The sequence below is a fragment of the Priestia sp. FSL H7-0729 genome (assembly GCF_038005685.1).
Classification (GTDB): domain Bacteria; phylum Bacillota; class Bacilli; order Paenibacillales; family Paenibacillaceae; genus Paenibacillus.
Map to the genome: position 1 here is coordinate 406,701 of NZ_JBBOTQ010000004.1, position 13,862 is coordinate 420,562.

The window sequence follows — 13,862 nt, forward strand, 5'->3', positions numbered from 1 at the left end:
TTCGGAGGTTTCCATACTGAATGAGACTTATGTCTGTGATCCGCCTAACCTAGACATGAAATAGGTTATTTGAAGGGGGAACATGAATGCACAGAGACACCGTTTTTATGGTTTTGTTTGGCTGGCTGCTATCTGCAGTCGTGTACTTGGTAGGGGGAATTGATCACCTGTTTATTGCAGTCACCATCTTTGTGGGGCTGGATTACATTACAGGGGTGCTATCTGCATGGTATAGAAAGGAGTTATCCAGTAGGGTTGGGTGGTGGGGGCTTGCCCGTAAGACATTAACATTTGTTTTTGTCATTATTGCACATCAACTGGATATGGTTGCAGGTAATTCTAATGATTTTATGCGAGATGCAATGTTAATGTTCATTATCGGTACGGAAGGAATCAGTATATTGGAGAACCTGGGGAAACTGGGCCTGCCTGTACCAAAGTTTATCACTTCAGCTCTTTTCAAGCTTCGAGGCAATGAAGATCAAGTGGAAGACAAGGAGAATATGTCATGATACAGATCACCAAGGACTACATACCTGTTAATAAATACAGTCGAGCTGGACTGAAATTAAAAGCAAAACGTGGAATTGTGCTACATTATACGGCTTCTCCCGGAGCGCCCGCGAGGAATATTAGCAAATACTTTGCAAGTTTGGCACAGCAAGATTCCAATAAAGCAGTCAAAGGCCGTTATGCAAGTGCGCATTACTCGGTAGATCGAACTTCGATATATAACAGTCTGCCGGATGATGAACTGGCCTACCATTGTGGGAGCGCAACATACACGAAGGAAGCTTTAGCCAAGCTTGGGACATATCCGAACAATAGTACAGTGGGCATTGAGATGTGCATTGAAAAGGATGGCAGTATCCATGAAGATACATTCAATAATGTTGTAGACCTTGCGGTATACTTGATCAGGGAACGGGGCTTCCCACCTGTCTTCTTTACACATAAAGAAGTGGTTGGATGGAAGGAATGCCCACTCCCATGGATTAAACAACCAAGTGAATATGAAAGATTCAAGCAAGCAGTACATACAAAATTAAAACCGCTGCAACAAATAGCAGTCACGGAGGATGATGATATGAACACCGTTCTGAATTACGCACAATGGGCTTGGAATGAGTTGGATCAATACATTGGAGATGCCTACAACGACAAAGTCATTGACGATTGGGCATGGGTAGAGAAGGTACGCAAGAAGAAGTTAACTTATGGAGAGTTGCTGTTGCTGAAGGTCTTAATTGATGAACGCAGGCGTAAAAAGTCCTAACCGTGAGAGCGTGTGGATAAGGAATTAAGGATGCCTTCCGGTTAACCAAGAGTTAAAGTGTGCTGGATCTTTCAAAAAATAAAAATGTTGTATAATCACGATATGATCAGGATACTCAAGTTCATATTGGGTCTGAATGGAGAATTCATCGACGACTCCAATAACCGCGAGTTGATTTGTATCAATCACATTTGTTGTTGTGGGTGAGCTCATACAACCATCCTTTCGTATATTAAGCCAGAGTCAACAGGGGCGACGGAGAAGTCCGTGGTCCCTAGATGACCTATACGAGACAGGATGGGGAAGGTTAAGCTGATCTGGTTCAAAACTGGTTCAAAATTCATAAATATTGAAAAGCAGAACCCCACGTCGAATGTGATGTGGAATTCTGCTTATGTAACTACTCTTTTGAGAAAGTGTCCAGGGCCTCATCGGTAAGATGGAGTTCTGCAAAAGCCCTACATATCTTTTGGAAAGATCTAATCGTATTCGTTTCGTACAACATCTCAATGGGATCAAAACCTAACATAACAAGCGAATCCACTAGTTCTGTCTGATCTACTTCTGTATGGTGGAGCGCTTCAAGCATGGTTTCAATAACTACTAAAAATAAAATGGCTTTATTCACTGTCTCGATGGGTGTCCCCTCCTTTGTAATACTACTAGAATAAGCGGAGGAGGACGGAAAATAACGAGAAAGTCCAATTTTTTAGTGATGAATCTATTCAATCTAAAGGTGGAGAGAAAAATAGGTTGAGATAATTAAGAATCTGATGATAAGCTCTATCCTTATATGTAAGATTAAGCTTGTTCGTTTACTTCGTGGACAATAGAATCAATTAATTCATCATCAATCAGCGTGCTGGCTTTTTCGAGTGCCAACAAAATACCTTGCGGTTGTTCAAAAAAGACTGTAGAGAGTATGGGAGCAACCTCATCTAGATTAATCTTCTCAGCTTTGACCATACTGATCAAGGCAACAACGATCTCATGTCCCTCTACGTTACCTTCCATAAATCTTGTTTTTAAATGAGTTGCTACTATTTCGGTCTTTGACTGCGAATACGCCATTACTTTTCCCTCCAACGGTTCGAATATCTTAGCAGAGCTCCTCTTCATGCAAGTTTAAACCAGGTTAGATTAGGAGTTATCTTAACAATAATAAGGCAGATAGTTTAATTTATCAACAGCCACTAAGTCAATATAATCGGATTGGAAATACATTTTTTTTCAGTGAAAAAAGACCCGGAGAGGGTCATTTTTTGGGTCTGCCTTCCCAATAATCAGGGAATCCGTTGTAATCCCAGGCATTCAAATTTTCGCTGTCGGCTTGAATTGCAACATCTGCTCCGGAACCAAAGTCAACACCTACGGTTTGCAGTTCTTTGGCTTTAATAACCAGTACCTTCCCGGGTGCACCTGCACAGACCAGAGCAAGCTTCCACGGTGTCTGTTGGTAGATATGTTCCATTTGTTTGGATGCCGTGCTCACATTAGCCCAAGAGGGGCAGTCCACGGTTCCCACGATGCTTGTCCACCCGTATCTCCGCTCCAGAACTTCTCGATATTGCTCGGCTTTGGCCCCGCAGATCAGAATAGGCATGTTCTTGAATGTTTCATAGAATAACTTGAATCGGGCGATGTAATTATTCTCAAAAGCATAGAAGGTCTCTTTGGGTTCCACTTTGTAATAGGCAAGGCACATATCAAATAACGGTTTGAAATACCAGTGATCGGTCTGGATCAGATGTCCGACGTAGTCCGCTTGTCGCAGGCAGTGTACGATAATTTCTCTCGCACTCGCATTAGGTAAGGTTATCCCGCAATAGGTAGGATCGTTCAACCAGCCGTAATGAGACTTGATGAAATCCATAGTCAGAACGGTATCGTGGGCCAGAATGGTGTTGGAAGCATCCCCAAATCGTACAGAAGCATGGGCTTCTCCATCAGAGGCCATTTGGAACCAGTTGTGTATTAAATCTACACTCCCCAGCATGCAGGTCACCTTCTTCCCATGTGTGAATAATGTTTTCATCGGTATACATATTCATCAACTCCTTCTGTACTAGAATAGGAAAAATGCTTCGTTCTCTCTCTTCTTTTGAAGAATCACTACATTTTGTTCAACGCGCGAAGGTTATAGAGGAACAGTCTAGACTATGTAAAAAGGGAGAGGGGATGGACTGTGAAAAAAGTATATATAGGTAGTCCTGTGCGAAATCGGGCTTGGATTATGGAAAGGCACTTGCAATCACTTGAGCAACAAGCTGTGCAGAAGCAGTATATGTACATCCTGAATGATAGTGAAGATCAGACGAAGGATATCCTTGATCGTCACCACATTCCTTATCTGACTCACAATCTGGGGAGAACATATGGACATATACGTGGACAATATTCCTATCACAACCTGGCGTTGTTGAGAAATATGCTTCTGGATGAGTTTCTTAAATCGGACTGTGATTATCTGTTCTCGATTGATACGGATATCATCATTCCTGAGCATAGCCTGCAGCAGTTAATAGATAATGACAAGGATGTATGTTCCATGCTTATACGGAATCATCCAAAGTTGAAGGCTCATAATGCCATGATTGGCGGAAAACATATACCTGAATTCAAAGCGGGTTTGTTCCCGGTAGATCTGACAGGTGCCGTATATTTGATTAAGCGTGAAGTGATTGAAGCAGGCGTTCGATATGGTTCTCATCGAACAGGGGAAGATGCACCATTCTGTGAGCAAGCACGAAGATTGGGGTTTGAACTTTTTGTAGATACTCGGTTGCGCCCCATTCATGCCTATGCGGAAGGAGTGGAGTTGATTGCTCAATTGGCTGCTTCGTAGAAAGCAACGGGAAAATCCGGGTTTTGAAAGTATAGAAATGACTATCGTCTACCCGCCTGCACTTGACTGGAACCTCTTGTTCCAACGTCCTCAGCAATTGATGACCGCCTTCTCCAATATTCCAGGTGTACGGGCTATCTTTATCAATGAAGAAACGTACAAAAAGCAGAGCCGCCCGATTGAAAAGTTAAATGAGGATCTGTTCCTTGTGCAAAAAGGCGTGAACTACGATCACCTAGTCAAAGGGAAGAAGGTACTCTGGTTCTCGAATCCAGGCCAGTACAATTATTCGGATGGGCGGAAGTTTGATTTTACCGTATTCGATTACCTCGATAATTCAGCTGATGAGTTTGCTGTGTGGAAATCCTACATCCCGAAATGTTTTGACCGTGCAGATCTGATCGCTACAACTGCCAAGGTGATGTATGAAGCCCATAAACATGATGGTAAACCAATCTTTATGTGCCCTAATGGGGCAGATGTTCATCATTTTGAGAAAGCTCGAGCGGATCTGCCGAAACCGGCGGACTTCCCCGAAATTCATGATGGGCAAAAGGTGGTGGGTTTCCATGGGGCAATGGCATCGTGGGTAGATTATTCGCTGATTACCGCTATTGCGGATAAAGGTTATCGTGTCGTTTTGATTGGAAACAATGCCCTCTATCAAAAAAATATTGTGCATCCCCATGTGACTTGTCTTCCGCACAAAGATTATAAAGTGCTTCCTGCCTACATTGCTCAATTCGACGTCTGTATCGTACCATTCAAGCTGACAGAGATGATCCGTGGCTGCGATCCAATCAAGTATTACGAATATCTGTCTGCGGGCAAGCCTGTGTTAACGACGCGTATAGAGGAAATTGTTCATAAATACAGCGATGTAACTTACTTTATGAATCAGCATAATTGCGGAGTAATGTTGGAGAAAGCCATTCGTGAGAATAGTGCTTCCAGAATTGCTGAGCGAGTAAAAGTGGCTAAGTCTAATAGCTGGGATGGCAGGGCAATGGATGCCGTGAGGATGATTAATCAGGTGATGGGAGGCAGAAAGAATGAAAAAGATATTTAAACGAATGTTTGGTAGTCATTCGACGACTCCGCCAATGGAGCTTCCAGAAATAGAGATTGATGCGATGGAGTTCAATGTTACGACATACACCCCAAACACGGATACAACGATTGTATATCTGCCTGCGATCGATTTCCATAGTGAACGATTCGGGCGCCGTCCGCAGCGGCTGTTAAAGGCACTCGCGGAAGTTGGCTACAATGTAATATATATCAACTCCAGTGATGAATTCTATCAGGTAGATGCCTTGGAGTATCCTCATCCGGAGCTTCCAAACTTTGTCGTAGCCCGTGTGGGCCAGAATGTCCGTACGCTGTTTCAGGGGAATCGCGTAATCTATTGGGTGAACGATAGCCGACTGGCAAGTTCGGTCGAGACAGCCTATCCTGATCTGGTCGTATTTGATTCGTTGACCGATCCGTATCAATATGAGAAGCACAAGCACAAGATGGAAGCTGTTGCTGACGTTGTCTTTATTACTCCCGAGAGAATCTATGAGCATGGCAAATACTGCTCACATGTTCATCTGGTTACTGCCGATGAATTTGAGATCAAAGAACGAGCAGAACAGGTAGCGCAAATTATAGATGCTTTGCCAAACAGAACGGCCCCTCTGATGTAGGGGTCTTTTCTTTGATCATATGTAGGACGATTTCTTTTGCATTATCGTTAGGGAATGAAGATAGCGTTCTACACTATAAAAAGCAGAGACAGCAAACAGCCTGACGGGTTAAACGAAGGATCTCCCGATCATCACGTCTTTTAACCTGATCCCGGCATAAGCAAGTCTCCGTAGCTAAAATTACATAATTATCCTAAGGAGTGGACTGTTCAATGGCTAAAAAAATGATTATCAAAGGTGTAGGTACGTTCATGGCTAAACGCCTTCCAAAAGATCCGATGGGCGAAATTGAGGTCGTTACCCTGGGTACCCTACAAGATCTGAAAATTGACCTTAACGTGGAGCTTGAGGACATCTTTGGTGGTGACGGTCTGTTCGCGATTGATGTACTGGTGAAGTCCAAATCGATTGAAGTGTCGGCAACAGACGCCAAGTTCGATCTGGATGCAATCCAGCTAATGATGGGTTCAACGGTACAAGAGCAAGTGAAGTCTTATGTATGGGTGCTGAATGAGCAGTCTACAGTGGCTGCAGGCGTGTCCAATTCCGGATTTGCTGAAGCCAAACCGAAGCATGCGAGTGATATCTATGGAAGTAATGGTGATATTACGGTTCGTCTCAAAGATTCCAACATGTTGCTGAAACAACTCACTACTAAAGGAACGGCCGTAGAACCCAATGCATTCTTCTATGACGAAGCGAATGGTGTAGTTATTCTGAATGCTGCCCATATCGGTAAAGAGGTTGTACTGAACTACAAACGTGATGAAATTGTAGACATGGTTGATCTGTTGGTTGATGAAGTTCCATTCCCGATCTCTGTCATTCATCACGGTACGTTCCAGCAAAAAGATGGTTCGTATGCAGGTGTTGAAACCGAGCTGTTCATGTGCCGTGCAAAAGGAACATTCAGCATCAATGCCCAGCGTGCTGCCGCTTCTGCATCTGCAATCTCCTTGCAGATTCTTGATCCGGAACGTGCTGATGGAAAAATCGGCAGTATCAAACGCTTCAGCGCACCAAGCAAGATCTAATATCTAAAATAAGGTTGATTGCTCCTGGCAAGGTATCAAACGGCATCTGTGTCCTCCCCTTCACAGCGCCTTGCCTTGCCAGGTTTTTTATTATATGGGGGAGAATGTCCTGGGGAGGTCTTTAAATTCATGGAAACAGAACAAGAAAAAGCTGAGCATGAGCTTGCGGAAAAGCTGAATGAGGAAGCGGCACAACGAATCAAGGATGATCCGGAGAACAAACGAGTGACGCCAGAAGAAGTGGAAGCAGCTGAGCGAGCATTCTTTGAAGATGATGAGATTATTACGCTGCGGGATCGACGGAAATATCGTATTCCGCCGTGTAATCTGAAGGATGCCCGTCGTCTGATGAAATTGCTGAAGACGGTGAATATCGATGCCATTATTCTTAACTTCATCCCGACGGAGAATGATGAACTGGACGAAAAGCGGCAGCAGGATTTATTTGATGTATTGGCAATGGCATTCAAAAACTATCCACATATCGTGACCAAAGATGAGCATGGTGAGTATATCATCAATCGAGAATATCTGGACGAGTACCTCGATCTGAACACAGCTCGTAAAGTCATTGATATGCTCATTGGACTCAATGGTTTAAAAAAGTAGAACGCACCGAGGGGGAGTCTTTGGAGGGGACCGAAATTCGTGATACGGAAACACAGGAACCCGTTCACTGGGGAGAGATCTTCTTCACCCTCCATAAACACTGTGGGCTGAACAAGTGGGAGATTTGGGAGTACACACTCCCTCAGGTTGCGGAGCTGTGCAAGTCAGCCGAGAAATATATTCAATTTGAGGTTGAACTTATGACAGCACCTCTTCGCATGTTCGGTGGCGGTGGGGGCGAGGAAGTCGAAGAAGATGGGACCGTCAGACGTAAAAGAACCTTCAATGACGAGGATTACACGGAGATATCGGAAGATGATATCGGTATGCTTGCACAAGCGCTCGGAGGATAAGAGAGAGACATCCCGTTTTGCCTAAATGAAGGTAGAACGGGATTTATGCATAAAGGCGGTGATTCTATTGACTGAAATAGAAGGACAAGGAGACAAACACTCCTTAACACAAGAAATATTAACGGATAGAGATCAATTAACTGGACAAAAGGCAGCACTGAAAGGGAGCTACCTATCAGGTGTTAGCACGCTGGTTAGACGTGTGGAGACGATCAGAAGTGATATGCAGTCGCAAATGATTGAAACACTGACTAACGATCTGGAGCTTTTTTATCGTGGTGCATTCAGTGAAATGAAGGATGTAACTGCAACTGGAGCACAGGAGTTGTTAGACTCCGTGATGAATACGATGAAATATATTTCAGCAGGTGAAACCAAGGGGTATTCATCAACAATGCTCAAGCAATCATTTGACTCGTCACAGCAGATGGATCAACAGATGAGCCGGGCCGACCAGAATTTCGCGCTTAGATCGTCTGGAACATCCGAAGACAGTGGGCAATTCACACAAGCCGGAACGGTCAAAAATCTCCAACAGATTGCACTGCAGCATGGTATGGATCAGGAAGATGTAGGTCTTGCCTATCGCATTGGTTCTCGTAATTATGATCATGCCTCTGAAGCTGTCGCGTTTGCCGATGAAGTAGCCAAGCTGCATTCAGTGAGCAATATGGATGTAGAACAGACGGCAACAGGCCTGGAAGCTGTTACTTTGGCATCAGGCAGCAGTGGCTTTGATCTGTCCCAAGTTGCAGACATGATGATCAGGGCTTCAACGATATTGGATATTGGCATTCAGGACTTAATGAATATGATGCGTCAGACCCTTCCGAAGGTTGGGAACACTGATGAAACGACTGCACAAGAGGATGCATTAGCCAACTGGGTTAGTAAGGCTGGATTGTTGGTTCAGTCAAAAGGAGATAATCCGCAGCAGACTTTTACATCAAATCGGGTTAGATTCGATCTTCTTGCTGAACAATTGAAGGCTACGGATGCAAACACGTCAATCCATCAGCGCACAGGTAGTAGAGACAATCTTCAATTCCGACAACGAGAGATCGAGATCGCATTTCAGATTGCAACACATGAGGCGATGCAAGGATTGAAAGAGGAATTTGCAGAGCTGGGCGATTATCTGACCGCAGTTATGCGGTTAATTGGAGATCGTACGGGTGGTATTGTTGATCATATGGAATTGCTTAACCGAATTATGGACGAAGTCGGAGTTCAGGTTGCATGGGATAAGTTCGGTGAAGTGATGAATGAAGGCGATCAGAAAAGATATACTCCCACAACATCAGATCCAGGAAAAGTCGAAATTACGGGGAGCGTTGTTCCCGAGCCACTTCGAGTAACGAATGTGCAACGTGCTGGTGTAGCGCAGGAAATGGGCAGACAGCAGAGTCGTCTGCAGACTCTGGAACATCGCAGAACAGAAATTCAAAGTAGGGCCGCCTCCAAGCAAGATGATGTGGTTCGGGCACGGACTAACCGAGATCATAAACATAATATGTACAATCAGGCTATACAAGATGGGGATACAGGGGCTTCTTTCATTCATGCAGAAGAACGTGACGAAGCTGAGAAGCGAGTCAAAACGTATAGTCGAGAACTTCTTCTGTTGCGAGAAGAAATGCATTCACTCGATATTCAGATTGCAAAGACGAAGCGAAGTCTTGAGTTTCTAGGCCGAGAACTGGATGACACGAGTCGAGCAATGATGCAATTTGAACACCAAGCTAGAGTTTTGATGATGGCGATGGACGATATGGACCTTGATGCAGTTGAACTACGAAACAAGTTGTATTTCCTTAATGCTGAGTTTACATACGGTTCAACCGATGTTCAGCGCTACGAATCCGAGATCCAGAAGCTGCGTAAACAGTCAACGCTACTGAATGATGTTCTCTCCAAACTGAGAACCGAAGTCAATGAGTTGAATGCTTCTTTTAGACAGGGCATGATTGATGCTACAGCATACATATCCAAACTGAAAGAACTAGAACAGGTTCAGCTCGCGAGTATGATGAGTGGTCCAGGAGGATTACTAGTTGTTCCAGGCGCAGGAAGCGGTGGATCTCCTGTGAAGGAGGACAAGGAAGATTCAGCAAACAAACCTTTTTTAGAGAGACATCAAGATCTCATCAATGATGCAATTAAGGATATGGCTACATCAAAGATTGAGGAAGTTATGGATTTTGGCTCAGACAAGAAGAAGAAGGACAAGCCCAAGCGACGAGGGATTAAACAGAGATTCGAAGATATGAAGGAAGTCGGTAGTAAAAAAGCATTTTTTAACGGTCATGCACCTATTCGTGACAAGGATGGAAAAGTACTCAGAGGACCGGATAAGCCAGATGGAACCCCTGGAGATATCCTTACCCAGCGTGATATTACGATCGAGCGTAAGAAAAACGGAGACATCCCAGGGAAATGGGCAAAGCTCGGCAAGTTGGGTAAGACGATACTGAAACCCCTAAAAGCCGTTCCTTATCTTGGTGCTGCGATGACTGCTGTGGATGTCGTATCCGGTCTAGTTGATCCTCTGAGCAATATGGGGAAATCAGAAGCAGAGAAGCAAAGTATTCGTGCAACTAATAAAGAGGAACTAGCCAAGGATTTTAAAGATATGGAGCAATCCTCAGTTGTAGGTAAAGTGTGGAAAGGTCTTAACCTTGGAATGGATGCAGTTGTTAAGGGAGGAATCAGCAGCCTATTCGGAAACAATGCTACCAATAACAAGTTCGGGGATTACTGGAAGGGATTTAAGGCGGTATGGAGCGAAGACGGCGGAGATGCAGTTGAGAAGAAACTGGCCAAAGAGTATAACTACGAGCAAGAGAAAAAAGACGCTCAGGTTCAAATGGATAAAGAGTCAGGAAAGCCACCTGTCGATAACACTCAACAACAACCGCAGATACAATATATTCCACCCCAAATGCAGTACATTCCTGCTGCGGGCGGAATAGGAGCCATGGCAAATGGGTATAGACCTCAGCCGCAAAGCAACGGTATTGATGAAATGATTGCCAAAATTAATCGGCAGCTTAACAAATCGACAAGTGATAACGAAACCAATTACCAAGTCACTCGATCCCGTCTATTGATTAGTGGTGTTCGCGAAGATTCTGGTCAGATGCGCGCGCTAATGGAGAAATATTTGCAAGAGAATATCAAGTTCTTCGATAAGGCCATTGCAAGTTTACAGAAGACGTATGACAAGATGGCTGAAGGTAAAGAGAAAGATGAACTAGGCTTGGAGATCAATGAGAAAAAACAGCAGAAGGCGCAGTCAGAGCTTGAACTGAATGGTGTCAAAAACAGCCAAATTGATGAGCTTAGACGCAAGATGAATGATCAGTTTGAATTGACGGAACTGGATTATGATAAACGAATGTATGATCTCCTGGCGGCTAATGGGGGTAAGGAAGATGCACCAGAATTAATTGCATTGAACAAATCCCGTGCATCAGAAATGAACTCACAAATAAGTTCGATCAAGCAAGATTGGAAGAATCTGCTGAATAGTGGTGTGTTTAAACCGGGCTCGGATGAATATATGCAGATTTTTAAACAAATCCAATCATTGGGTGTAGAACAGTCCAAAAATTTGTATGAAATTAGCAAAAAAATGGATAAACCGATATCTTCATTCAACATTCCAGCAGGTCTTAAGGTCATGGATTACTTTGATTACATGACCACGAACAATACACATAAAAGTGTGATGGTTGGTTCGGGTGATGTTACGGTTCATGTGAACATTGATAATATGACAGGCAGCACAAAAGATGTGGAGAGGCTGACATCTACGTTGGATAAAACACTGCGGCAGAACAGTCCTGGTATTGCAAACCGAATGTCCGGCAATGTTGGTGCGGGAATGGGAACGAATCATATCCCTAGATATAGTAGATAAGGAGGAACTCTGATATGACTCAGCAAAATCCGTTTGGCTTAGTTAATGACCGGTATAAAAGAAAGCTGTATGTAGATACAGGCATGAAGTTCGAGCCAGTAAACGGAAGAATTATTGATCCGTACTCTTCACCTTCGCCCAATCCGCAAGTGAGGGAAATTAAAATGATTAATGCTCCCTCGCATTTTCATCAGATGGGCGTATCTTCGTACAAGGCCATCATTAACATCCTGTTTAAAGATAAGCAATCCTATCACGACTACGCCATGTACGTAGGCTGGACACACAAATTTTATGATGAGAAGGGCAATATCTATGTTGGCGTTGTAGAGTCCATCAAAGTTGACCCTATTTTCTTCCATCAGGATACGATGGATAAAGATCAAAAGGGGTACAAGGTCGAATTGACCATGACCCTAATCAAAAAAGATGGATATGACCGTAAGAGTGCGATACAGTTTCAGGATTTACAGACGACAGAAGGGAAGGACCACTGGGCAAGGGATTCCATTGAACGCTTGGCTGATTTGGGACTGACGGTTGTTACCCAATTGGATGGCACCCCAATTCTATATTTCAGACCGGAAAACTTCATAACCAGAGCAGAGTTTGTTACTTTCCTGATGCGTACCAAGCGTTTGCTGGAACGAACAATTCGAGAGTAGGGTGACCTACTCTCTTTTCTGTCTATTCTAAATATAGGAGGTGTTTATCATACGAAAATGGGTTGATGTAAACGAAGGGGACTGGTTCTATAACGATGTTATGGAAGCCACGAATATGGTCTTGGAAGATGGTGAAGTCTTTGTTGCCGGGATCAACTATAACAAGTTTGAGGAAGGCAAACCTTTTGTATATGAAGAAATCAAGGGGCAAGCGGGGCAAACCTCATTCAGTCTGCCTGTGCTGATTAAACCAACAGATGACAATCCATTGTATGTGTTTATTGACGGTGTTCAAACCATCTACCAAACGGCTGAAACTAATAGTAAGGGATTAACCGATGTGGAGTTGTATACCGGTGTAAAAGCAGGACAGGTGGTGTCCTTCTGTAGTTATGGTGAACCGTTGCTGGACAGTGCTTGGAAAAGGCCACCCGTGTCATGGACTGGAGATCTGCCCAGAGCTGTACTTAGTGCAGCGACGACCTATTTCTACGATCCATTCAGTCGTAATCATCAGGAATATTTGTATGCAGCAGGCCAACCGCTTCGCAGACTCAGTATTCCTTCCGAGGTATGGGCAGACACCATGGGAGACGCAGAGGCAGTAACCAAAATTGCAACAAAGGCGATTGGTTACCGAACGGATGTGTATTGTGTCAGCCCGGGGGGCTCGGTGTTTCTTCCTTTTAATCTGAACGGTGTCACCTGCAAGTTCAATTATTGGACGAAAAATAACAAGTTCATGAGTGAAAATATCAAAGCGACAACCCTCAAACCGGCATACAACAATTGTTTTTTTCCTAATGCCATTATACAGCGGGGAGAAGCCTTTCATCTGATTAACAAGTTACGCAAGGTGTTCTATGCCAGATTTACGGACATGGAAGCACCAACGACGGAGATTAATCAGCCTATTACGGCATTTCAAGGTCAACGGGTGTTTAGGCTTAACGGCAATTATCCGGCAGGTAAAAAGAAACTTAAAGTTACAGTGAAATTTAAAGACGAAAAAAAAGATAAAGACCAAGAAACACCGGCTTATTCGGAAATTGACAACCACACGGTTGTTTTTAATCAACCTTTCTCAGAGGGCGACGAAGTGACGTTCTATTATCTCAAAGATGTGAGCGAGAGGTTCGCAGACGTTGGCAAAGATTCGGCCATATATTATCGGGACAAAAAGGAGCGGGTAGAACAGTCCAAAGACGCTTTCTGGAAAATAGCCGTCTCGGAAATGGAAGACGAAACATTTGCGAACAATGATCCACTCATTAATGGCATTCCTATCAAGAAAAAGGTGGATGGTGCAGCGGAAGTCACGGATATGGGAAGACCTGTAAACGGCACAGACAAGGAAGAGATATGGTTCCTTGGAAATTCCGCTATGACACGGGCTGAAGCCGCAGCTTTCCTGGACCGATTCATGAAATGGACCATCGAGCGATTCAAGTAAGGGGGAGATTACAA

The 13,862-nt window shown here is 43.9% G+C and carries 15 protein-coding genes; 11 read left to right on the forward strand and 4 right to left on the reverse strand.

Annotation, left to right across the window (positions count from 1 at the left end):
* Positions 1–86 precede the first annotated feature (86 nt).
* A complete protein-coding gene (locus MHH93_RS13015; protein WP_500054341.1) occupies positions 87–512 on the forward strand; it encodes a phage holin family protein in 426 nt (141 codons plus the stop codon).
* The gene (locus MHH93_RS13020; RefSeq protein WP_500054342.1) at positions 509–1,276 is read left to right on the forward strand and encodes a peptidoglycan recognition protein family protein; all 768 of its coding nucleotides are present in this window, start codon (positions 509–511) and stop codon (positions 1,274–1,276) included. The genes MHH93_RS13015 and MHH93_RS13020 overlap by 4 nt, the downstream gene beginning before the upstream one ends.
* Positions 1,277–1,300: 24 nt before the next feature.
* Here MHH93_RS13020 and MHH93_RS13025 read toward each other — a convergent pair whose 3' ends face one another.
* The 4 genes from MHH93_RS13025 to MHH93_RS13040 all read right to left on the reverse strand — a co-directional run bounded on the left by MHH93_RS13025 (position 1,301) and on the right by MHH93_RS13040 (position 3,272).
* Positions 1,301–1,489: a hypothetical protein gene (locus MHH93_RS13025; protein ID WP_500054343.1), complete on the reverse strand. Its 189-nt coding sequence runs from the start codon at positions 1,487–1,489 to the stop codon at positions 1,301–1,303.
* Positions 1,490–1,676: 187 nt separating this feature from the next.
* A complete protein-coding gene (locus MHH93_RS13030) occupies positions 1,677–1,904 on the reverse strand; it encodes a hypothetical protein (protein ID WP_105599493.1) in 228 nt (75 codons plus the stop codon).
* Between the two features lie 173 nt (positions 1,905–2,077).
* A complete protein-coding gene (locus MHH93_RS13035) occupies positions 2,078–2,347 on the reverse strand; it encodes a hypothetical protein (RefSeq protein ID WP_500054344.1) in 270 nt (89 codons plus the stop codon).
* A 184-nt stretch (positions 2,348–2,531) separates the two neighbouring features.
* Positions 2,532–3,272 (reverse strand): GT-D fold domain-containing protein, encoded by a 741-nt coding sequence (locus tag MHH93_RS13040; protein ID WP_500054345.1) that lies wholly within the window; start codon positions 3,270–3,272, stop codon positions 2,532–2,534.
* Between the two features lie 189 nt (positions 3,273–3,461).
* On the opposite strand from MHH93_RS13040, the gene MHH93_RS13045 reads away from it, so the two are divergent.
* The 9 genes from MHH93_RS13045 to MHH93_RS13085 all read left to right on the forward strand — a co-directional run bounded on the left by MHH93_RS13045 (position 3,462) and on the right by MHH93_RS13085 (position 13,848).
* Positions 3,462–4,121: a glycosyltransferase family 2 protein gene (locus tag MHH93_RS13045; protein WP_500054346.1), complete on the forward strand. Its 660-nt coding sequence runs from the start codon at positions 3,462–3,464 to the stop codon at positions 4,119–4,121.
* Positions 4,099–5,190, forward strand: coding sequence for a glycosyltransferase (locus MHH93_RS13050; RefSeq protein WP_500054347.1), 1,092 nt, complete (start codon positions 4,099–4,101; stop codon positions 5,188–5,190). Before MHH93_RS13045 ends, MHH93_RS13050 begins: the two co-directional genes overlap by 23 nt.
* Entirely contained in the window at positions 5,174–5,812 is a 639-nt protein-coding gene (locus tag MHH93_RS13055) for a hypothetical protein (RefSeq protein ID WP_500054348.1), read from the forward strand. The genes MHH93_RS13050 and MHH93_RS13055 overlap by 17 nt, the downstream gene beginning before the upstream one ends.
* Before the next feature lie 212 nt (positions 5,813–6,024).
* Positions 6,025–6,846: a YomU family phage tail tube protein gene (locus MHH93_RS13060; protein WP_500054349.1), complete on the forward strand. Its 822-nt coding sequence runs from the start codon at positions 6,025–6,027 to the stop codon at positions 6,844–6,846.
* A gap of 129 nt (positions 6,847–6,975) precedes the next feature.
* Positions 6,976–7,455 (forward strand): hypothetical protein, encoded by a 480-nt coding sequence (locus MHH93_RS13065; protein WP_500054350.1) that lies wholly within the window; start codon positions 6,976–6,978, stop codon positions 7,453–7,455.
* A gap of 20 nt (positions 7,456–7,475) precedes the next feature.
* Positions 7,476–7,808 carry a hypothetical protein gene (locus MHH93_RS13070; protein ID WP_223199730.1) on the forward strand — a complete coding sequence of 111 codons (333 nt, stop codon included), beginning with the start codon at positions 7,476–7,478 and terminating at the stop codon, positions 7,806–7,808.
* A gap of 67 nt (positions 7,809–7,875) precedes the next feature.
* The gene (locus tag MHH93_RS13075) at positions 7,876–11,730 is read left to right on the forward strand and encodes a hypothetical protein (RefSeq protein ID WP_500054351.1); all 3,855 of its coding nucleotides are present in this window, start codon (positions 7,876–7,878) and stop codon (positions 11,728–11,730) included.
* A gap of 14 nt (positions 11,731–11,744) precedes the next feature.
* The gene (locus tag MHH93_RS13080; RefSeq protein WP_500054352.1) at positions 11,745–12,395 is read left to right on the forward strand and encodes an S-layer homology domain-containing protein; all 651 of its coding nucleotides are present in this window, start codon (positions 11,745–11,747) and stop codon (positions 12,393–12,395) included.
* 115 nt (positions 12,396–12,510) lie between these two features.
* The gene (locus MHH93_RS13085) at positions 12,511–13,848 is read left to right on the forward strand and encodes a hypothetical protein (RefSeq protein ID WP_500054353.1); all 1,338 of its coding nucleotides are present in this window, start codon (positions 12,511–12,513) and stop codon (positions 13,846–13,848) included.
* Positions 13,849–13,862 lie beyond the last annotated feature (14 nt).

Bases quoted from the DNA above. Each gene is read 5' to 3' on its own strand.
- MHH93_RS13015 (WP_500054341.1), top strand. From the start codon at position 87: ATGCACAGAGACACCGTTTTTATGGTTTTGTTTGGCTGGCTGCTATCT.
- MHH93_RS13020 (WP_500054342.1), top strand. From the start codon at position 509: ATGATACAGATCACCAAGGACTACATACCTGTTAATAAATACAGTCGA.
- MHH93_RS13025 (WP_500054343.1), bottom strand. From the start codon at position 1,489: ATGAGCTCACCCACAACAACAAATGTGATTGATACAAATCAACTCGCG.
- MHH93_RS13035 (WP_500054344.1), bottom strand. From the start codon at position 2,347: ATGGCGTATTCGCAGTCAAAGACCGAAATAGTAGCAACTCATTTAAAA.
- MHH93_RS13040 (WP_500054345.1), bottom strand. From the start codon at position 3,272: ATGCTGGGGAGTGTAGATTTAATACACAACTGGTTCCAAATGGCCTCT.
- MHH93_RS13055 (WP_500054348.1), top strand. From the start codon at position 5,174: ATGAAAAAGATATTTAAACGAATGTTTGGTAGTCATTCGACGACTCCG.
- MHH93_RS13060 (WP_500054349.1), top strand. From the start codon at position 6,025: ATGGCTAAAAAAATGATTATCAAAGGTGTAGGTACGTTCATGGCTAAA.
- MHH93_RS13065 (WP_500054350.1), top strand. From the start codon at position 6,976: ATGGAAACAGAACAAGAAAAAGCTGAGCATGAGCTTGCGGAAAAGCTG.
- MHH93_RS13080 (WP_500054352.1), top strand. From the start codon at position 11,745: ATGACTCAGCAAAATCCGTTTGGCTTAGTTAATGACCGGTATAAAAGA.
- MHH93_RS13085 (WP_500054353.1), top strand. From the start codon at position 12,511: ATGGTCTTGGAAGATGGTGAAGTCTTTGTTGCCGGGATCAACTATAAC.